Annotated in this window: 21 protein-coding genes; 7 read left to right on the forward strand and 14 right to left on the reverse strand. The window is 36.0% G+C overall.

The genetic code is table 11. The features are described 5' to 3' along the window. Window positions 1-136 precede the first annotated feature (136 nt). Complete coding sequence (gene pdxR / locus OGZ34_RS13380; RefSeq protein ID WP_263360512.1) at window positions 137-1,549, reverse strand: MocR-like pyridoxine biosynthesis transcription factor PdxR; 1,413 nt, start codon at window positions 1,547-1,549, stop codon at window positions 137-139. Window positions 1,550-1,648: 99 nt separating this feature from the next. Here pdxR and OGZ34_RS13385 point away from each other — a divergent pair, with 99 nt between their 5' ends. The 4 genes from OGZ34_RS13385 to OGZ34_RS13400 all read left to right on the forward strand — a co-directional run bounded on the left by OGZ34_RS13385 (window position 1,649) and on the right by OGZ34_RS13400 (window position 5,366). Beyond that, on the forward strand, window positions 1,649-2,107 hold the full coding sequence (locus OGZ34_RS13385; RefSeq protein WP_246253247.1) for a cupin domain-containing protein: 459 nt from the start codon (window positions 1,649-1,651) through the stop codon (window positions 2,105-2,107). A 16-nt stretch (window positions 2,108-2,123) separates the two neighbouring features. Next, window positions 2,124-3,008: a dihydrodipicolinate synthase family protein gene (locus tag OGZ34_RS13390; RefSeq protein WP_263360513.1), complete on the forward strand. Its 885-nt coding sequence runs from the start codon at window positions 2,124-2,126 to the stop codon at window positions 3,006-3,008. 218 nt (window positions 3,009-3,226) lie between these two features. Beyond that, window positions 3,227-4,576, forward strand: coding sequence for a DEAD/DEAH box helicase (locus tag OGZ34_RS13395; protein ID WP_173966816.1), 1,350 nt, complete (start codon window positions 3,227-3,229; stop codon window positions 4,574-4,576). A 343-nt stretch (window positions 4,577-4,919) separates the two neighbouring features. Further along, the gene (locus tag OGZ34_RS13400; protein ID WP_173966817.1) at window positions 4,920-5,366 is read left to right on the forward strand and encodes a hypothetical protein; all 447 of its coding nucleotides are present in this window, start codon (window positions 4,920-4,922) and stop codon (window positions 5,364-5,366) included. Between the two features lie 150 nt (window positions 5,367-5,516). Here OGZ34_RS13400 and OGZ34_RS13405 read toward each other — a convergent pair whose 3' ends face one another. The 5 genes from OGZ34_RS13405 to OGZ34_RS13425 form a co-directional block, all read right to left on the reverse strand. Further along, the gene (locus tag OGZ34_RS13405) at window positions 5,517-6,095 is read right to left on the reverse strand and encodes a PhnA domain-containing protein (RefSeq protein WP_263360514.1); all 579 of its coding nucleotides are present in this window, start codon (window positions 6,093-6,095) and stop codon (window positions 5,517-5,519) included. A 115-nt stretch (window positions 6,096-6,210) separates the two neighbouring features. Beyond that, window positions 6,211-6,357, reverse strand: coding sequence for a hypothetical protein (locus OGZ34_RS13410; protein ID WP_230000548.1), 147 nt, complete (start codon window positions 6,355-6,357; stop codon window positions 6,211-6,213). Continuing rightward, entirely contained in the window at window positions 6,344-6,928 is a 585-nt protein-coding gene (locus OGZ34_RS13415) for a zeta toxin family protein (RefSeq protein ID WP_263360515.1), read from the reverse strand. The genes OGZ34_RS13410 and OGZ34_RS13415 overlap by 14 nt, the downstream gene beginning before the upstream one ends. Before the next feature lie 39 nt (window positions 6,929-6,967). Next, complete coding sequence (gene coaD, locus OGZ34_RS13420) at window positions 6,968-7,426, reverse strand: pantetheine-phosphate adenylyltransferase (RefSeq protein WP_173966820.1); 459 nt, start codon at window positions 7,424-7,426, stop codon at window positions 6,968-6,970. A gap of 170 nt (window positions 7,427-7,596) precedes the next feature. Next, on the reverse strand, window positions 7,597-8,568 hold the full coding sequence (locus OGZ34_RS13425; protein ID WP_070906652.1) for a D-alanine--D-alanine ligase: 972 nt from the start codon (window positions 8,566-8,568) through the stop codon (window positions 7,597-7,599). Window positions 8,569-9,006: 438 nt separating this feature from the next. Between OGZ34_RS13425 and OGZ34_RS13430 the strand changes: the two genes are divergently transcribed. Both OGZ34_RS13430 and OGZ34_RS13435 read left to right on the forward strand, forming a co-directional pair. Further along, window positions 9,007-9,630 (forward strand): PASTA domain-containing protein, encoded by a 624-nt coding sequence (locus tag OGZ34_RS13430; protein ID WP_263360516.1) that lies wholly within the window; start codon window positions 9,007-9,009, stop codon window positions 9,628-9,630. After that, a complete protein-coding gene (locus OGZ34_RS13435) occupies window positions 9,620-10,663 on the forward strand; it encodes an RluA family pseudouridine synthase (RefSeq protein WP_173966823.1) in 1,044 nt (347 codons plus the stop codon). The genes OGZ34_RS13430 and OGZ34_RS13435 overlap by 11 nt, the downstream gene beginning before the upstream one ends. A gap of 68 nt (window positions 10,664-10,731) precedes the next feature. Here the strand turns inward: OGZ34_RS13435 and OGZ34_RS13440 are convergent, their stop codons facing one another. The 5 genes from OGZ34_RS13440 to OGZ34_RS13460 form a co-directional block, all read right to left on the reverse strand. Beyond that, a complete protein-coding gene (locus OGZ34_RS13440; protein ID WP_263360517.1) occupies window positions 10,732-11,346 on the reverse strand; it encodes a hypothetical protein in 615 nt (204 codons plus the stop codon). Between the two features lie 8 nt (window positions 11,347-11,354). Beyond that, the gene (locus tag OGZ34_RS13445) at window positions 11,355-12,596 is read right to left on the reverse strand and encodes an ATP-binding cassette domain-containing protein (RefSeq protein WP_263360518.1); all 1,242 of its coding nucleotides are present in this window, start codon (window positions 12,594-12,596) and stop codon (window positions 11,355-11,357) included. Window positions 12,597-12,672: 76 nt separating this feature from the next. After that, window positions 12,673-13,530: a sulfurtransferase gene (locus OGZ34_RS13450; protein WP_263360519.1), complete on the reverse strand. Its 858-nt coding sequence runs from the start codon at window positions 13,528-13,530 to the stop codon at window positions 12,673-12,675. 47 nt (window positions 13,531-13,577) lie between these two features. Then, on the reverse strand, window positions 13,578-14,381 hold the full coding sequence (locus OGZ34_RS13455; RefSeq protein WP_263360520.1) for a hypothetical protein: 804 nt from the start codon (window positions 14,379-14,381) through the stop codon (window positions 13,578-13,580). Between the two features lie 69 nt (window positions 14,382-14,450). Beyond that, window positions 14,451-14,840, reverse strand: coding sequence for a DUF1398 domain-containing protein (locus OGZ34_RS13460; RefSeq protein WP_173966828.1), 390 nt, complete (start codon window positions 14,838-14,840; stop codon window positions 14,451-14,453). Between the two features lie 349 nt (window positions 14,841-15,189). Here OGZ34_RS13460 and OGZ34_RS13465 point away from each other — a divergent pair, with 349 nt between their 5' ends. After that, on the forward strand, window positions 15,190-15,882 hold the full coding sequence (locus OGZ34_RS13465; protein WP_263360521.1) for a hypothetical protein: 693 nt from the start codon (window positions 15,190-15,192) through the stop codon (window positions 15,880-15,882). Window positions 15,883-15,923: 41 nt separating this feature from the next. Here OGZ34_RS13465 and OGZ34_RS13470 read toward each other — a convergent pair whose 3' ends face one another. The 3 genes from OGZ34_RS13470 to OGZ34_RS13480 form a co-directional block, all read right to left on the reverse strand. Then, window positions 15,924-16,760: a mechanosensitive ion channel family protein gene (locus OGZ34_RS13470; protein WP_173966830.1), complete on the reverse strand. Its 837-nt coding sequence runs from the start codon at window positions 16,758-16,760 to the stop codon at window positions 15,924-15,926. Window positions 16,761-16,850: 90 nt separating this feature from the next. After that, a complete protein-coding gene (locus tag OGZ34_RS13475) occupies window positions 16,851-17,288 on the reverse strand; it encodes an acyl-CoA thioesterase (RefSeq protein WP_173966831.1) in 438 nt (145 codons plus the stop codon). Between the two features lie 148 nt (window positions 17,289-17,436). Further along, window positions 17,437-18,462 (reverse strand): saccharopine dehydrogenase family protein, encoded by a 1,026-nt coding sequence (locus tag OGZ34_RS13480; RefSeq protein WP_263360522.1) that lies wholly within the window; start codon window positions 18,460-18,462, stop codon window positions 17,437-17,439.

The following is an 18,462-nucleotide window of genomic DNA, read 5'->3' on the forward strand; positions in this document are numbered from 1 at the left end:
TGATGTGTGATTGTGCTTTGCGTTGATTTTTACCGCAAAGTGCGCAAAGTTTTTTGTATCGGATTGTGTTGATAAGCGCAAAGTTCGCAAAGCTTTGGGTATATAACTTTGCGCACTTTGCGGTTAAATTTAATAATTACAAATATTTCGCAAGTTCGATTATGCCGTCTTCGATTTGTTTTTCGGTTAAAGAGGCATAGCCAAGTCTGAATCCGGATATGGGTTGGTCAAAACTATATTTTTCAGGAGTCATTATTTTTATTCCCTTTAACAGTAGCTTGTCCGCAATTTGAGAAATATTAACTGGCGAGTTAGGAATTATCCAAAATGCCAGGCCTCCATCGGGTTTGGTGAAAGTGGTTTTGTCTTTGAGGTATTTGTTACAGATTGTTTCAAAATAGTCGCGTTTTGCTTTGTAAATAAGGGTTGTTCGTTTAAGGTGTCTTTTAATCTCGCCTTCGTTTATGAGCTGTAAAACGGCTTCTTCCATAATGTTATCCCCTTGTACGTCAATTGTTTTTCGGTGTTTACCCACTTTTAAGATGGTTTCACGATCACTTACCAGATATCCGATTCGTAAGGCTGGTGCAACAATTTTGCTCAGTGTTCCAATATAAACCGTGTTTTTGGCATTGCTGTAACTTGAAATGGGAAGAATAGGTCTTTGTCCGAAATGAAATTCATGATCGTAATCGTCTTCGATAATCGTAAAACCGTATTGATTGGACAATTCGATGAGTTTTAATCTTCGTTTGAGACTCAAGGTAACTGTAGTTGGAAATTGATGATGTGGTGTTACGTATATTGCTTTTATGTTGTTGATTTTTTTTAGATAAGCTTCGACCTCATCAATCAGCAAGCCGTCTTTGTCGACATTTATTGGTAGTAATTTAGCTCCACTGCTTTGAAATGTTTCCCAGGCGGCCTGATACCCCGGGTTTTCGACCATTACGTAATCGTCTTTTGATAATAAACAGTTGGAGGTTAGGTACATTGCCATCTGACTTCCACGTGTGATGCAAATTTGATCCGGAGTGACATTCATTCCTCTTTTAAAATTGAGCATCTGTACGATTGCTTTTCGAAATTCCAGATTTCCGTACTCGGTACTGTATCCCATGATCTGCCAACGCGATTTTCGGTTAAAAATCTGTCGGTAAGCTCTGGCGAGTTCATTCATTGGAGCAATTCGGCTGTCGGGGATTCCATCATCAAAAACTATGACTGGCAGTGTTTCTTCTTGCGTATAACTTGGTTTTTGGTTCTGATTGGTGCTTTCGGGAGCTATTGGCAGAATATCAGCTACAAAAGTTCCTTTTCTTTCTAATGTAATCAGCCAGCCTTCGGCAATTAAAACATCTAAAGCTTCAATTACAGTGTTTCGGTTGACTTTTAGTAATCCCGCGAGCTGACGGCTTCCGGGCAGTGCATTTCCGCTATTGAGCATTCCGGTTTTGATTGCTTCAATTATAGCATCGGCGATTTGAAGATAAATTGCTTTTGCTGCATTTGTGTTTAGTTGAATTTCTAATTGCCAAGGTCTTAACATCTGGACTATTTGTTTATGATAAAACTGTATCAGTTGAGTAGTCCAAAGTTAGAATAATTTTGTGGAGCAATAATGCAAAAAATAATAATTATTAGACTTATGGAAACTAAAAAGCAATTTTCATCAAAAGACTTTCACCAAACCTTTGCCAGACCCACTTTTGTGATGCCTGAAAAATTAATCCACAAAAATGTAGAACAGGCCGGAGTTCATGATCAATTTTCTACGGAGCGAAAACACCCGGTTTTCTTTGTGGATCTTCCCAGTAAAAATGTAAGTATGACGATTGGAGGTTTATTGCCGGACCAATTGACAAACAGACACCGTCATACTTATGAAACGGTTATTTATGTAATTGAAGGGCATGGATATACTGAAATTGAAGATACAAAAGTAGAGTGGAAGGCAGGTGATGCTGTCTATATTCCGAGTTGGGCTTGGCACAGACATCAGAATTTAAGCAGTGAAGCAGCTGCAAAGTACATCGCTTGTGAGAATGCACCTCAGCTTCAAAATTTGGGTGTTGCATTAAGAGAAGAAGAAGGAAGAGATCTTTAATTAAAACAGAAACAAAATGAAAAACAACCTATTTAAAGGTATTATTGCTTATCCGATAACACCATTCGATAAAAACGAAAAAGTAGACATCAGCTTGTATAAAAAATTACTGGAACGTTTAATTGTTTCCGGTTGTCATGCGGTTGCTCCACTGGGAAGTACTGGAGTAATGCCATATTTGTCGGACGAAGAGAAAGAAGCACTTACTGTCGCAACAATCGAGCAGGTTAACGGCAGAGTTCCTGTTTTGGTTGGGGTATCCAACCTAACAACAGAGAAAACCATTTATCATGCTAAATTTGCCGAAAAAGCAGGTGCCGCTGCCGTAATGATCATCCCGATGAGTTATTGGAAACTTACAGATGATGAAATTGTACAGCATTTTGATGTTGTTGCCAAGCAAATTTCAATTCCGATAATGGCTTACAATAATCCTGCAACCGGAGGAGTAGATATGTCACCTGCTTTGCTAAAGAGACTTCTTGAGATTGCCAATGTCACGATGATTAAAGAAAGTACCGGAGATGTTCAGAGAATGCATTACTTAAAGCGGGAATTGGGCGATGATGTAGCATTCTTTAATGGTTCAAATCCTCTGGCACTGGCTGCATTTTCTGCAGGAGCTACTGGCTGGTGTACGGCCGCGCCCAATTTAATTCCGAACTTGAATCTGGATTTGTATCATGCGATTGAGAACAATGATTTAGAGGCTGCGCAAAAAGTATTTTACAAACAATTGAATCTTTTGAAGTTTATCGTTAATAAAGGTTTGCCACGAGCAATCAAGGCAGGTTTGGAAATTCAGGGAATAGAGGGCGGTTTTCTAAGAAGCCCGCTAAAACCATTAACCGCAACTGAAATTGAAGAATTTAAATTGATTTTGAAAGAAGTAGAAGAGTAATGTATTGAGGTTTTTAACGCAAAGTACGCTAATATTTTTTTAATTTAGAAAGGGTTGACAAGCGCAAGGGACGCAAAGCTTTGCGTTCCTTGTGCTTTTATAAAACCATGCTTTACAAAACTTAGTGTATTTTGTGGTTAAATTGTTAAATAGTTGAGATCTGAAACCTGAAACAAACAAAACCTGAAACAAAAAACTATTTTGATTACTTTTGCAAAATGAATAAAAAACACCATTCCAATAACATACTTTTGAATTTAGGAATTGAGAGCCTAAATGAAATGCAAGAGGTAGCACAAGATGCTATTTTGAACGATAATAATGTTTTACTTCTTTCTCCAACAGGATCAGGGAAAACATTGGCCTTTTTACTGCCGGTTTTAGAATTATTACAGCCTGAAATTCTTTCGGTTCAATGTTTGATTTTAGTGCCTTCGCGTGAATTAGGTTTGCAGATTGAGCAGGTTTGGAAAAAAATGGGAACCCAATACAAAGTAAATATTTGCTACGGAGGTCACTCTATTGATACTGAAATCAAGAATTTAAGCAACCCGCCAGCAGTTCTTATTGGAACTCCGGGAAGAATTGCCGATCACATTGACAGGGATACTTTTCGCACGGATAAAATTCAGACTTTGATTCTGGACGAATTTGATAAGTCCTTGCAACTGGGTTTTCATGAGCAAATGTCTTATATCATTGGGAAGTTAACGAAATTGAACAAACGTGTTTTAGTTTCAGCGACTTCTGATATTGAGATTCCGAGATACACAAGAGTGGTGAATCCAACTGTTTTGGACTTTATTCCGGAAGAGGAAGAAAAAACGAATCTTTCGATGAAAATGGTGGTTTCGCCTGCAAAGGATAAATTGGAAAGTTTATTCAATTTGATTTGTTCGCTGAAATCGCAGTCGGCTATTATTTTTTGTAACCATCGTGATGCTGCAGAGCGTATTAGCGATACGTTAAACGAAAAAGGAATTTACGCGACCTATTATCATGGCGGAATGGATCAGGAAGAGCGTGAACGCGCATTGATTCAGTTTAGAAATGGTAGTATGAGTTATCTGATTACAACTGATCTGGCTGCCCGCGGATTGGATATTCCGGAAATGAAGCACGTAATTCATTATCATTTGCCTTTAAAAGAGGATGAATTTACGCATCGTAACGGTCGTACCGCACGTATGCAGGCTTCGGGAACAGCGTATATTATTGTTCACGAAAGTGAAAAAAAACTGGACTATATTGATTATGGAATGGAGGTTTTAAAGGTTGAAAATACTACAACTTTACCAAAACCACCGGAATATCAAACGATTTATATTAGCGGCGGAAAGAAAACAAAACTGAACAAGATTGATATCGTTGGTTTCTTTTCTCAAAAAGGAAAACTTGAAAAAGGAGATTTGGGCTTGATCGAAGTAAAGGATTTTATATCGTTTGCCGCTGTAAAGTACAACAAGGTAAAAGATCTGCTTAAAAACATTAAAGACGAAAAGATGAAGGGCAAGAAATTCAAAATCGAAGTTGCTCGAAAAGTAGTGAAGAAAGAGGAGGAGAGGTAGTCTTTTTGTTTTCGGTTTTCTCTATTTGATGTTTTTCTCAGATAACTTTTTCAGAGACATGAATTCTGACAAAGTTTTGAAGCGCTATTTGTAGTAAAATACCACGTATTACAGCCTGTTTTTAGGTTTTTTTATTCTTAAATTCGGCTGTTTTTTTCGATTGATTTAATGTTTTGTTGTTTTAATTTGCTGAATGTTAATGTGTTAATTTGTGGTTTAATTGTTCTTTGGTTACGTTAGGACAGGAAGCTAAAATGATTGTTAAAAAATTAAAGGTTTAGGCTTTAATTTATCATAATTTCTGCGTTTCTTGTGCCCGTAAATAATAAACCCCAAATTAATTATGAAAAGAATTATTACGATTGCTATTTTGTTGTTTAGTGTTGTGTCTTTTGCACAAATTAAAGTTATTGAAACTGTACCGGTTGAAAAATTAGGAAAAGTAAATAACAACTACATTCAGAAAATTGGAGATGAGTACACTGTATACTATACAAGTATTCAAAACGATGACGAGTCGTCAAGCTTGAGAAAATTTACATTCAAGAATGTTAATAACGACTACGCAAGTCTTTACAACATTATCATCAATGGTTTTACAGCAAGTCCTTTGTATGATATTAAATTAGAATTACCTAATAACTATATCTGGTTGCACTACACAGGAAGTGTTGTTCCGGAAAAAGCTACGGTTCAGTTTATGGTTTCTTCAAAAGAAGCTGCTTCTGCAACAAGTAGTGTTTCTGAACCATTTGTAAAAGATCAGATCAATAAATTATTCCAAAAATAGGTTTAATTGTAAATCACTAAAAAAGGCTATTCAGGGTTCTGAATAGCCTTTTTTTGTATTGCTTCAGTTTTAGTTTTCAGTCTCGGTCTCAGTTTTCAGTCTTTACTTTATTTTAAAACTGAAACTGCATACTGCGACTGTAAACTGCGACTAAATTTTCTTCACGTATTGGGTGATAATCACGATTTGCTGACCGTCAACTTTTCCTTCAATGTATTCGGCATTTTCATGGTCTAAACGGATGTTACGTACGGCAGTTCCCTGTTTGGCAACCATGCTTGATCCTTTTACTTTAAGATCTTTGATTAAAACGACAGAATCTCCATGCTCTAAAATAACACCATTGCTATCGCGGTGAATGATTTTGTTTTCGTCATCTTCGCCTTCGCCAGTTGCTTGTGCCCATGCTAAGGTCTCTTCGTCTAAATACATCATGTCAAGTAATTCTTGTGGCCAACCTGCAGCGCGCATACGGCTTAACATTCTCCAGGCTACAACTTGTACGGCAACGTTTTCATTCCACATGCTGTCATTAAGACATCTCCAGTGGTTTAAATCAACATTATCCGGATTTTCAATTTGGTCAATACAAGTACTGCACGCCATGATGCTTTCTTCAAGACCGCCTTTTTGAGTTGGTAATACTTGATATACTTTTAGGTTTTCCTCCGCTCCACAAAGTTCGCATTTAGATCCGCTGCGTTTGTTTAATTCTCTTTCGATGCTCATTATTTGGTATTTTATTTAAAAATGCGAAATTACTTATAATTGTATTCGCTTGCAAGTTTATGTATTTGACTTTTATGTGTCATTGTTTCTTAGTCAAGAATATTACTTTATAAAATTAGGGTTTAACTCGAACTATTTTATTGTCCTTCAAAATGATTATTTCGCTATTCATCTTTTTTTTGAATTCAATCAATTTATCATAAACTTTATCCATCCCTTCTAAAATTTTGGTTTGATTTTCTGTTCTTTTATAGGCTTTCATGATAGTATTGTTTTAGTTTATTGAATTTAATTTTGTTTAGGATATCTATTTCAGATTCTAGATTTTTTTCAGCTATAAGTTCGGGTTTTCCAACTGAATTATCAAAAATCATTACTTCATCAACTATTGGAAGATAAATTTCAAACAAGTTTTTTATTCCATTTTGATATCTTCGCCGAATAGTTTCGGTTTCAATATTGTGGCCACCTTCTAAAACTCTTGTTCTTACCCTTTCAATTGCTAGATCTACATTTTGTAGCCAGAAAAAAAGAAGAGTTACTATATAATTATTCTTTTGGGCATCAATTATTTTTGATTTGTAACTTTTAGTTGCTAAAGTAGTTTCAAAAGCAAAATTTTCTTTAATGATTAAGAGATCATTTATTCTATTTAGCATTATTCTTCCAGCTTCAAATGAGACCTTTTCAGGTTGAAAAGGAGAGAGTCCTTTAGCGATTTCATCTGCATTTACAAATTCTTTGCAATTCAGGATATCTGGTAAAATTGTAAAAGAAGCAGTGGTTTTTCCAGCTCCATTACAACCTGCGATTATGTAAAGGTTTTTCTTCATTTCTTACAAATATAGGTAAAAATAGAAATAACAAAGATTTTACTTCTTCACTCTAACCGCATCCGGAACCAACATTTCATATTCTCCACCATGACGCAGTACGTCACGAACAATACTTGAAGAAATAAATGAAGTACTTGCAGCTGTTAATAGAAAAACGGTTTCGATTTTAGACAATTTTCTGTTGGTGTGGGCAATGGCTTTTTCGAATTCAAAATCGGCAGGATTGCGCAAACCTCTCAGGATGAAATTGGCTTTTTGTTTTTTGGCCAAATCGATGGTTAGCCCTTCATAAGTGATAACCGAAACGTTGGGTTCGTCTTTGAAGGTTTCTTCGATGAAACGTTTTCTTTCTTCGAGTGAAAACATATACTTTTTTTCGGCATTAACACCAATAGCGATTACAATTTCATCAAACAAAGGAATTCCTCTTTTGATAATGTCTTCATGTCCAAGTGTTATGGGATCAAATGATCCGGGGAATATAGCTTTTCGCATATTTTCTAAGGTTCTGAGGTTCTAAGGAGCTAAGTTTCTGAGTTTTTTGTTTCTTCGAAAAAGTTATTTTTTGTTTTCTTTTATCGAAATGCCAATATGGTGTTGCATTTATATTAAAAAAATAAGGTTCTGAGATCTTAGTACCTTAGAATCTCAGAACCTTAGCCTCTTTAAGAAAGTGCTAACTCAATTGCATTGGTGAATAAATCTTCAAGAGATATTCCCGCTGCATGTGCTTGCTGCGGAATCAGACTTTCGGTGGTTAACCCCGGAATGGTGTTCATCTCCAACATATAAGGCTCGTTGTCTACGATAATGAATTCGCTTCTGGAGAAACCTTTCATTTTTAAGACTTCGTAAGCGCGTTTTGCTGTTTCGCTTACTTTTTGTGTTAATTCGTCAGAAATTCTCGCAGGTGTAATTTCCTGTGATTTTCCTTCGTATTTGGCTTCGTAATCAAAGAAATCGTTATCAGATACAATTTCGGTGATTGGTAAAACTTTTATTTCTCCTTGGTAATTGATTACTCCAACAGAAACTTCGGTTCCGTCAAGGAAACTTTCTATGATGATTTCGTTGTCTTCTTTGTAAGCTACTTCAATTGCAATTGGAAGCTCGGCTTCTGTTTTTACTTTTGAGATTCCGAAGCTTGAACCGGCTTTGTTTGGTTTTACGAAACAGGGTAAGCCTACTTTTTTAACGATTTCGGCCGTATGGATTACATCTCCTTTATTAAGATAGTATGAAATGGCCGTTTTGATTCCGTATGGTTTTAAAACCGATAATAAATCGCGTTTGTTAAAGGTTAATGCTGCCTGATAATAATCACAAGAAGATTGCGGAATGCCTAATAACTCGAAATAAGCCTGCATTAAGCCGTCTTCTCCCGGGGTTCCGTGAATGGCATTGAAAACACAGTCAAACGTAATTTTTTGATCGTTTACGGTTACTGAAAAATCGTTTTTATCAATGGTAAATTCGGCGTTATTTTCATCTACATAAACCCATTTTTCTTTGAAAATATGGATACGGAATCCGTTGTATTTTGTTTTGTCAAGATATTGATGTACAACGTTTCCGCTAATTAGAGAAATCTTGTATTCGCTTGAATATCCGCCCATGATAATGGCTATGTTTTTCATTTTTTATATGTTTAACTGTTTATTTGTTTAATCGTTTAATCGTTTTTTTGCCACGAATTGCACTAATTTTCACGAATTACTTTGTTCGTTTGTTTGTTAGACTGAGCGAAGTCGAAGCCCTTTTTACTGAACTTCGACTTCGCTCAGTTTGAAAAGCAAGTAGCAAATACCCTTCATTTTTTGAGATGATAAGTAACATCGGAAAGGTTTTTATGAAACCTAAATCCCTAGCCCTGATGGGAGCGGCATCCTTTTGTGTTCGCGAGAGCGGGCGCAAAAGATACAGCGGACAGCAGGAATTGGCTACTGAAAATTAAAAATCCAAGGAGCTTTGTTTTTAATACGAATGGCAATCGCATGACTTTCTTGTCTAAAACAAAATTATCATTTTTTTTGAAACGAAATAGCTTTATCTTTGCGACTAATAAAAATAAATTTATGAGTTTACGTAAGTATTTAACGAGCCGGGTATTTTTTGTGCAAGTATTAAGTGCGGCTGCTATAATTGCCGTTTTAGGCTATTTGTTTATGCATTGGTTGACTTTTACAACTGATCATGGTAATGAGGTTACTGTTCCGAATTTAGCTAAACTGACTGAGGAGCAAGTAGAGTCAAAACTGGACGAACTGGACCTGGATTATGTGCTTTTGGATAGTGTTGATTACCGAAGTGAGTTCCCAAAATACAGTGTTGTTGAGCAGGATCCACTGCCGGGAACGAAAGTAAAAGTGGGAAGAAAAATATATATTAAAATTAATTCATCTGGATTCTCGTCAGTTAGAATTCCTGATTTAATTGAAAAAACATATCGTGAAGCAGTTCCTACCCTAAAAGCTCTAGGACTTGAAGCAGGTACGATTACTTATATTCCAAACCTTGGAAAAGACATGGTTTTGGAGATGCGTTACAAAGGAAGAAACTTAAAAGTAGGAGATCGTGTGTTGAAAGCTTCCAGAATCGACTTGGTTCTAGGAGATGGAAAAGCAACTTATGAAGATGAAGGGCAAGCTGTAGACAGTGTAGCTGCGCCAACTACTGAAACCCCAAAAGATGAACAATAATATTGAAAATTTAGATCTGGAAGACGAATTATTCGAGCATTTTAGATTTGATGTACCTAAAGGTCAGGCGCTTTTGCGTATTGATAAATATTTAATGAATTTGATTCAGAATGCGACCCGAAATAAAATTCAGAACGCCGCTACTGAAGGAAACATTTTTGTAAATGATATTCCTGTAAAATCAAATTATAAAGTCAAACCGTTTGATGTTGTGACAGTGATGTTATCGCATCCTCCATTTGAAAACCATATTCTTCCGGAAGACATTCCGTTGAATATCGTGTATGAAGATGATGCTTTGTTATTAATTAACAAAGAGCCGGGAATGGTAGTGCATCCGGGTCATGGAAATTATACAGGAACTCTTGTAAATGCACTGGCACATCATTTTGATAATTTGCCAATGAACAGTAGTGAACGACCAGGTTTGGTACACCGAATTGATAAGGATACGTCCGGACTTTTAGTGGTGGCAAAAACGGAAGCGGCAATGACGCATTTGGCGAAACAATTTGAAGCTAAAACATCAGAACGTGAGTACATAGCTCTTGTCTGGGGAAATGTTGCCGAAGAAGCGGGAACGATTGAAGGAAACCTTGCAAGGCACCTGAAAGACCGTATGCAGATGGCTGTTTTTGCAGATCCTGAAATTGGTAAACCGGCCATTACACATTATAAAGTATTGGAACGTTTTGGTTATGTGACTTTAATTTCCTGTAAACTGGAAACCGGAAGAACGCACCAGATTCGTGCTCATATGAAACACATCGGACATCCGTTGTTTAATGACGAACGTTACGGAGGTCATTTGATTCTAAAAGGAACCACGTTTACAAAATACAAACAGTTTATCGAAAATTGTTTTAAAGCATTACCACGTCAGGCGCTGCATGCAAAAACACTTGGTTTTGTACATCCTGTAACTGGTGAAATGATGCGTTTTGATACAGAACTGCCTCAGGATTTTCAGGATTGTATCGAGAAATGGCGCAATTATGTGAAGTCGCATAATGTAGAGGAAGAAGAAAATTAATTGGATAATGTGTCAATTTGAAAATTAGATAATTGTTATATATAAAAAAGCTCCATCAGGAGCTTTTTTTATGGAATTGTTTTAATCGTTAAATCGGTTATTTTGGCTTGTCCGTTGGTTAGGAAGCCGAGTTGGCCTTCTTGACTTAGGTTGCTTTTTTCAATGGAACATTCTAAGAAAGTTTGATTATTGACGGCAAAGTATAATTGATTGTTTGAAACTCTGATTTTTACAGCGTACCATTTGTTGTTTTCCAATTGCATTGGTTTTTTAAATAGGGTTGGTCCGCCACGTTTAGAGTATTCATCATTGTTTTTACTGTAAGCGCCTCTTCCAATCACGATATTCTGATCTATCGTATACAAGTAGGTTCGAATGTAATTTTCCTGATCAATGTGAAGCATTATTTCAAATAAAGATTCTTTGACGATATTTACTTTAAAGTTGATTTCGTAATTTTTCGGAAGCTTCTTTTTTGACTCGATTACTCCCCAATGCATTGGCCCTCCGCTTCCGGTTAAGGTGTCGTTTTGTAGGGACCATTCATTTGAATTAAAATTCCATTCGGATTTTAGGGTGACTGTTTTTGTTATTTGGTATTCCCTCTTTACAGTTGAAAGCGTACCCGAGCAGGAAACTAACAAGAATAAAGATGCCAGAAATGCGATATATTTAATTTTCATTTTATTTTTTAGTTTAGCTCTGAGTGGTATTTGATTTTACCAATAGATCCTGTTGGAGTTGGTAAAAGTTCAAATACGGAGGTAGGAGCGAGGCCATTTTCTATACGATGTGATACGTACAGAATACTAACATTTGTGTCTTGTTTGATGGTGTTGATCAATTGAATGACCAGATCGACATTTTCATCGTCAAGGCCTTCTACAGGTTCGTCCAGAATCAATATTGGCGGATGTTTTAAAACGGCACGAACAATTAACGCAACTCTTTGCTGACCAATGGAAAGGTCTATAAAACGTTTTTTTCGTAAATGAGTCATTTCAATTACTTCAAGCCATTGCGTTACGGTTTGTTTTTGTAAAGTTGTAGGTTCAATATAGAGTCCGATAGAATCAAAAAAGCCGGAAAGAATCATTTCTTCTAAAGTATGTCCTTTTTGAAATAAGTCGGTCATTGAGGTGGTGAAAATTCCGATTTGTTTTTTGATATCCCAGACACTTTCTCCGCTTCCTTTTTTCCTTCCAAACAAATACAAATCCTGACCAAAACCTTTTGGATTATCACCGGTGATTAAAGATAGGAGGGTACTTTTTCCTGAACCATTTGGACCAACCAGCTGCCAGAATTCACCTTGTTTGATGGTCCATGAGATGTTGTCAACAATTTTACGTTCCTCATAATTTACCGAGACCTTATCCATTTTGATTAATACACTTTCGTGAAAGGAATGGGGCTCAATCGCTTTTGGAATTGCTGCGGTATTTAAAGTTTTAAAATGGTTTTCATTCTTTGAAATCGGGTGTAATTCAAACGAGTTGTCTTTAATTAGTGCTTTATTCGGAACAAAATCAAGAACATCAACGACACGATTGACCAATTGAATTATAGCAATAGTATCGGTTAATTTTTCCAGAGATTTTGCCAAAGCAGCTCGTGAAGCGTGATCTAAATGATCGAAGGGATTATCGAAAATAATAAAATCAGGATTTTGATTGATGCAGTATTTCAGAAATTCTTTTTTGCGCTCGCCGGATGAAAATGTTCGCAGTTGCCTGTGTGATTCGGGAGCAGCCTCCACTGTATCATACTGGTATTCTTTTTCGATGAATTTTTCAATGGCAATGTCTGAGAATAAAATGCCTTTTTGATTGTTAAAAATGTCTAATTCTCCTTTGGCCTCACCTAAAAGCAAAGTATCTATAAACGCTTTTTTATTGACCTGATTTGATAAAAGGATGTCCCAATGCTGCATTTTAAATATATTTAGTGATGATTTTTTCTACTACTGATTCAAAGGATTAATCATTCTAATTCTGTGGTAGAAAAGCTTATTCTGTTTTTTTAGTAGCCATTTCACGATCGTTACGAGACCATTCGCTCCAGGAACCGACATATAGTTTAGGAATGGCTATTCCGGCATAATCCATAGCTAATAAAGTGTGACAGGCGGTGACTCCTGAGCCACAATGTACAATTATATTCTCAGGCTTTTTGTCTCCAATGATTCGGGAATATTTCTCTTGTAAAAATTGAGGAGATTGAAAAAAACCGTCAGTGGCTAAGTTTTCGCTAAACGGAACATTAATGGCACCCGGAATATGTCCTGCAATCAAATCCAGCGGTTCTGTTAAGCCGTCAAACCGATTTTTATCTCTTACGTCGATTACCGTATTTTTATCGTTATTTCGAGCCTTTTCGACTTCTTCGATATCAGCGGTAGGGAGTTTCCACTTAGAAACAGGATATTTAGCAGTGGCTTCAAAGGTTTCCGTTGCAGAGTTTATTGGGTAGCCGCTTTCTATAGCTGCGGGCAAACCTCCGTTTAAAACCTGAACTTTTTCGTGACCGATTGCACGTAGCATCCACCAAAAACGGGCGGCGGCATTTGATCCGTTTTTATCATCGTAAATTATGATATGGCTTTGAGGAGAAATTCCGGTTTTAGAAAGTACTGTTGAGAATTTTTCTAAGGATGATAAAGGATGTCTTCCGCCATTGGCCGGATCAGTTTCGACTGTTGCTAGATCTTTATTCAAATCAATATACCGTGCTCCTTTCAGATGTTCGTTGCGGTAGTTTTCTGCTGCATTTATTCCTGCTCTGGCATCAATAAGAATGATCTCAGGCGAATTAGAGAGCTGTAATAGCTCTTTAGGGTTTATTATCGGGGAAAATTTAGCTGTCATCTTAAAAAAGTTTGTTTTTTAGAATTCTCATTACAAAAGCAGGATATTTAGTCAGCGAAGGCCTGCGTATAAAAAATTAAAAAAGTATTGTTTGTTTTATCATATCGCAAGCAATCCCAATTGCTATAAACAGAACTTGTCGCAATGCAAAGCGTATGGGCTAAATTTGTTTTTAAAACTTTTTTTGAAAAACATCCCTTATTTAATACAAAATCTTTGTCTTTTGATATATCAGTAATTTTAAGATTTGGGTATTCTAAATAAGACGCAGTACTTTTTTCAAGATAGTCTTGATTGTAAATAAAAAAATCAAGAGCAAACTGATAATCAAAAGTCCCAAAAGAAGAGCTATTGCAATCTCCGTCTTTTATTCCATTTACAACTTTTATATCTTGAAATATCAGAGCGTATTTAGAAGTAGTTGCGTTATAGACTACAATCGATATTTTGACCTTTTTTTTGTCATAAACGATAAAAGCAAAGTCATTGCTGTTTTCCTCAAACAGACTTCCTTCTGCCAGTGAAAGTAATTCGTAATCTGGATTTTTCTGAAAAAAAGACTGTTGTTCTTCGGGTAGTTTTTGAAGCAGTTTGGTATGGATGTCTAAAAAAATGTTTTTTTCTGAAAGTTGTTTTAAACTTTCTTTATGATTCATTATCTGATCTACAGCTTTAGGATTATCATAGATAGAAATTTGATAATTAACAGTATCTGGCTTACTGTTTTTAGCTATAATTTTTTCGGTTGATATTTCTTCTTTTGTTTTGGTTATCGTACTATCCTGTTGTTTCTGTTTTGAGTTACAGGCAAATAAAAGGATAAAAATGAATGAAGTGAATATTTTTTTCACAGTTAAATAGGTTAGAATTGGGTAAATAAACGGTTGTTATTTACCCTTATGAATTGGTTTGATTAAAAATTAGCCTGGGATTTTTTCGATGAGAATTTCGTTATCATCTTTATCAAAATAAGTACAGGTCATTTCTATAATATCAACTCTCCATTTTGCTATTCCACATTGGGCAGCGTGATTGCAAAAAGTAAGATAATCGGTTTGACCGTCCTGATGCATTACTAGAAACTCAATAAAACGTTCTTTGTTAGGAAAGGATTCTACTTTTATTTCGTCATATTTTTCATCAGACGTTACATTGTAATTGTTTACACCAAAGTATTCGACGTGTCCGTCATGTACAAAAGTGTCGTAACCTTTTACCCCCAGAATGATTAGATCCTGAATGTAATTTGGAAAGTCGGCACCGCTCTGTACTTTGGCGTGTGCTTCTTTGATTTGTTCTATTGTAAACATATATTTTAGTTTTAAATGATGTTAAATTAAAAAGAATAATTATAATAAATTTTCAGGTATTTCCCGAGTTGTGTACTAAATGATCTTTGTTTTCTTTTTTGAAGACTTATAAAAAAAAGTGGTTAACAACTGGTTTGGTTATTTTGGGTTATTGATTCAAAAATACAATTTAAGAATTTAAAATTGAATTGAAAATGTAATAAATAATAGAAGAACCGGAGACAGAATTTTCATATGTTTTTGAAATATTGTATTTTAACGAGTATTTTATCACTTTAAAGGATTTCTTTTTTAGTGTATCATTTTGTCAGTAATTTAGTAAAAGAATGTTGCTCCTAAATTTGACATCATGAAAAGAATACTACTTTTGTTTCTGATTACTTCTCCTGTATTTGCACAGGAAATGAACACATTTGATTTTGCGGTCATAAATTCTACCGTTATCTCACCAAATATTGATCTGGACAAGGGGCGAAGTGTGGTTTCAGCCAACAAAGATCAGTATTCTGCTTATTTTCAGTATGCGCTTACCCTGTGTGAAGATGATATTATTTTTGGAGCAGGTGTTAATAAAACGGAATTAGACCGGACCTACACGGGGTATATTGGTAAAATGTGTGATAAGTTTCGGGCAACAATCTCTGCGGGTTATGTAGAATCCCGAAGCGGATATGACGGAACCTTTACAGGCTTTAGTGTATCCTGGCATTTTAGCGAGAATACTTTCGTTGGAGGAAGCCTGGCAAATTTGCATTCTTCCAGTATGAATAATGGCACTGATGAGGGGTTTGATTATTATAATAAACTGGCCCCTAAAATTTTTGGAAGCTATGAGATTATTCCCAACCTCATTGTTTTTGGACAGTTAAACAGCAGGGTTAATGATATTGCCTTAAAGTATCAGAATGCTCGTTTCTCGGCAGGAGGATTTTATTCCGGTCATGGAGAAGAAGGGATTTTCGGAACTGTAAATGTGGGACGTTTTGCGATTTCCTGCAGTACTACTTTTGATAAAGTAAATTTTGGACTCAAATTTCAATAAATAAACTCGGAATTGCAATATAAAATGATCAGGAGAATAAATTACCTTTTCAGTGTTACTACCTGCTGTGGGTAAGGAATGTCAATTCCGACTTCGTCAAAACGTTTTTTTATGCTTTGCAGTAGATCGCAATAGAGGACAAAACCGTCTGTAGAATTTTTTGCCCAGGCCCATGCCTTTAGAGTTACGCTTGAATCTGCCAGTGCTACTACTCGGGCGACAACCAAAGGTACTTTTTGTTTTTTGTTTTCAGCAGTTCGGGTATCTATAAAAAGTGGATGTTTAGCAATTTCTTCCTGCATGATTTCTAAGGCTTTTTCGATATCAGATTGATAACCAATACCGACTTCGATGATCTTACAACATTTGGTGTCGTGCATGTTGGTGTTGACAATAATCTGAGCGCTAATAACTGAATTAGGAATGATAATTCGGTTGTTTTCAGCATCTTTTAAGACGACTTGTCTCAGATTGATATCTTCGACTGTGCCCACAAAATTGTTGATAGTGATTTTATCGTTGATGCGAAAAGGTTTGAAAATGACCAGAAAGATTCCGCTCACTATATTGCTTAAAGCTTGTTGAGAAGCCAAACCCGCAACAATAGAGATTACTCCGGCTCCGGCCAGAACAGAATGACCGATTATTTTAAATTCGGGGATTTGTATTAAAGCAAAGGCAAATCCTAAGATATAAATTACAGTAATAATCAGGTGTTTTAAAAACTTAAATCCTGTAGCATCATAATCTTTATCGGCCTGTTTTCGATACAGTACATAACGAAGTACTTTGTCGGTAATGGCACTAAGGATTATAGTGGTAATTGCTATAATGGCAATAAAAACACCTATTCTAAAGTCTTTTAAGTAATCAGTCATAGCTCTTAAGTTTGAAAAAAATCCAAAAAACGATTTTTGTTAAAATTTGCTTTTTGGATTTTTGTAATTTATAACCAATAGGATTTCGTTTTAAAGTCCAATAAAGTCATCACTTTTTGGGAAAATACTCAAAGCTTCAATAGCGATTTCGGGAGTTGGAGAGGCTAATTTACGAAGTTTCGTATCCATCCAGGCTCCATCCACTGTAATAACGGCACAAAGGGTATCGTCTTCTCTTCTAAATTCATGAATGATTGACCAGCGTGAGGCATCAGCTTTCATTTTTGAAGTTTTGGTATGAATGAAGATCTTATCAGAAAGTTTTAACTCTTTTCTGAAAATACATTCTTCTCTAAACAAAACGGGTCCAAACCCCTGTGTTTGCATTACTCTTAAAGTTAAACCCAGCTCTTCAAGGATTTCAATACGATGCTGTGCGCCAAAATCGTAATAAGCACTGTGACGAACGTGAAAATTAGGGTCAAGATCTGACCAGCGAAAAGAGATTTCTTTAATAAATGAAGCCATTTTGTAATTGTATTTTAATTGAATGAGATTGATAGAAGAACGTTAATTTCTTTAGAAAATCAATCTTTTTTAGAAAATCGAAATTACGAATAAAAAACCAAACGATTTGTGGTAAAGAAGAACTATTGCTATTAAAAACCGAAGTGTTTTAATTTAATTTCGATTCTTCAATCGTAGAGATTGTAATGTCATCTTCTTTTAAAGATTTAAGAAAATCTGCGGTATCAAATACTTCTCCAATGGTGGTGACTCCTGTTTTTTTTGCTTTTCCGGACAGTATTCTGTTAACTGTTTCTACAACAAGCGGCGCGGTAACGGCATAAATGTCTTGACCCTGAGCGATAATTGTTCTTTTGATGTTTTCTTTTGTTGCTGTAACTTCCAGACAAAAATGCTGTGACGACCTGTTTTTGTGATTGGTCGGTTTTGGTTCTGGTGTGGCAGTATTTCGAAGATCGTCCAGTGAATTTTGACTTAGATAGGTATTAATCGTACTGACTTTTAAATGACGCGAAATGGTGATGATTTCTGAAAGGGGTAATGCGACAACTTCTTTAATTCCAATAGGATTCTTAAAGTTCCATTTAAAAGGTGTGGCGGGCTGAAGGTCTTGTAGTTGATCGTTTTTTAAGGTCAGTCTGGTGTAATGATTTCGGTCTCCTGTTAGTCTAGTTCCTTTTGTTGGATGCCAGGAATCCAGACCGATGTAGAGGTTTATTTCATCAATATGATCCCAATCCTGAGTAATTGCGGTACTTAATAAATCTCCTAGTCCTCCATAAAAAGCAGCGGCAGGAATAACCAGAATTTCGGCTAGTTTTGCCGAATCGGAAAATTGTTCGAATATGTCCAAGACCGATTTTTGTTCGGCTGTTAAATCAATATAATGAATGCCCAATCGCAAAGCCGATTGAATAATGGGATCGGCAGTGTCTAAGAACGGACCGGCACAGTTGATGACTATTTTTGCTTTGGAAAATGCGGTGTCTAATGATTCTGAATCGTGGATATCTGCTGCTTTTAGAATGGTTTCCGGGTAATATTGATGTAAAAGAGTCAGTTTTTCGTAGTCTCTTCCGGAAAGGATAAGTGGGTAGCCTAGTCTGTAAAGTTCAGCAACAATAAATTTTCCAGTATGCCCGTAAGCGCCATAGATGGCAATGGTATTTTTCAT

The sequence above is a fragment of the Flavobacterium collinsii genome, assembly GCF_946903285.1.
GTDB lineage: Bacteria > Bacteroidota > Bacteroidia > Flavobacteriales > Flavobacteriaceae > Flavobacterium > Flavobacterium collinsii.

Excerpts from the sequence above, each read along its gene's own strand:
- pdxR (WP_263360512.1), bottom strand. The coding sequence starts at position 1,549 with ATGTTAAGACCTTGGCAATTAGAAATTCAACTAAACACAAATGCAGCA.
- OGZ34_RS13385 (WP_246253247.1), top strand. The coding sequence starts at position 1,649 with ATGGAAACTAAAAAGCAATTTTCATCAAAAGACTTTCACCAAACCTTT.
- OGZ34_RS13390 (WP_263360513.1), top strand. The coding sequence starts at position 2,124 with ATGAAAAACAACCTATTTAAAGGTATTATTGCTTATCCGATAACACCA.
- OGZ34_RS13395 (WP_173966816.1), top strand. The coding sequence starts at position 3,227 with ATGAATAAAAAACACCATTCCAATAACATACTTTTGAATTTAGGAATT.
- OGZ34_RS13400 (WP_173966817.1), top strand. The coding sequence starts at position 4,920 with ATGAAAAGAATTATTACGATTGCTATTTTGTTGTTTAGTGTTGTGTCT.
- OGZ34_RS13405 (WP_263360514.1), bottom strand. The coding sequence starts at position 6,095 with ATGAGCATCGAAAGAGAATTAAACAAACGCAGCGGATCTAAATGCGAA.
- OGZ34_RS13410 (WP_230000548.1), bottom strand. The coding sequence starts at position 6,357 with ATGAAAGCCTATAAAAGAACAGAAAATCAAACCAAAATTTTAGAAGGG.
- OGZ34_RS13415 (WP_263360515.1), bottom strand. The coding sequence starts at position 6,928 with ATGAAGAAAAACCTTTACATAATCGCAGGTTGTAATGGAGCTGGAAAA.
- coaD (WP_173966820.1), bottom strand. The coding sequence starts at position 7,426 with ATGCGAAAAGCTATATTCCCCGGATCATTTGATCCCATAACACTTGGA.
- OGZ34_RS13425 (WP_070906652.1), bottom strand. The coding sequence starts at position 8,568 with ATGAAAAACATAGCCATTATCATGGGCGGATATTCAAGCGAATACAAG.
- OGZ34_RS13430 (WP_263360516.1), top strand. The coding sequence starts at position 9,007 with ATGAGTTTACGTAAGTATTTAACGAGCCGGGTATTTTTTGTGCAAGTA.
- OGZ34_RS13435 (WP_173966823.1), top strand. The coding sequence starts at position 9,620 with ATGAACAATAATATTGAAAATTTAGATCTGGAAGACGAATTATTCGAG.
- OGZ34_RS13440 (WP_263360517.1), bottom strand. The coding sequence starts at position 11,346 with ATGAAAATTAAATATATCGCATTTCTGGCATCTTTATTCTTGTTAGTT.
- OGZ34_RS13445 (WP_263360518.1), bottom strand. The coding sequence starts at position 12,596 with ATGCAGCATTGGGACATCCTTTTATCAAATCAGGTCAATAAAAAAGCG.
- OGZ34_RS13450 (WP_263360519.1), bottom strand. The coding sequence starts at position 13,530 with ATGACAGCTAAATTTTCCCCGATAATAAACCCTAAAGAGCTATTACAG.
- OGZ34_RS13460 (WP_173966828.1), bottom strand. The coding sequence starts at position 14,840 with ATGTTTACAATAGAACAAATCAAAGAAGCACACGCCAAAGTACAGAGC.
- OGZ34_RS13465 (WP_263360521.1), top strand. The coding sequence starts at position 15,190 with ATGAAAAGAATACTACTTTTGTTTCTGATTACTTCTCCTGTATTTGCA.
- OGZ34_RS13470 (WP_173966830.1), bottom strand. The coding sequence starts at position 16,760 with ATGACTGATTACTTAAAAGACTTTAGAATAGGTGTTTTTATTGCCATT.
- OGZ34_RS13475 (WP_173966831.1), bottom strand. The coding sequence starts at position 17,288 with ATGGCTTCATTTATTAAAGAAATCTCTTTTCGCTGGTCAGATCTTGAC.
- OGZ34_RS13480 (WP_263360522.1), bottom strand. The coding sequence starts at position 18,462 with ATGAAAAATACCATTGCCATCTATGGCGCTTACGGGCATACTGGAAAA.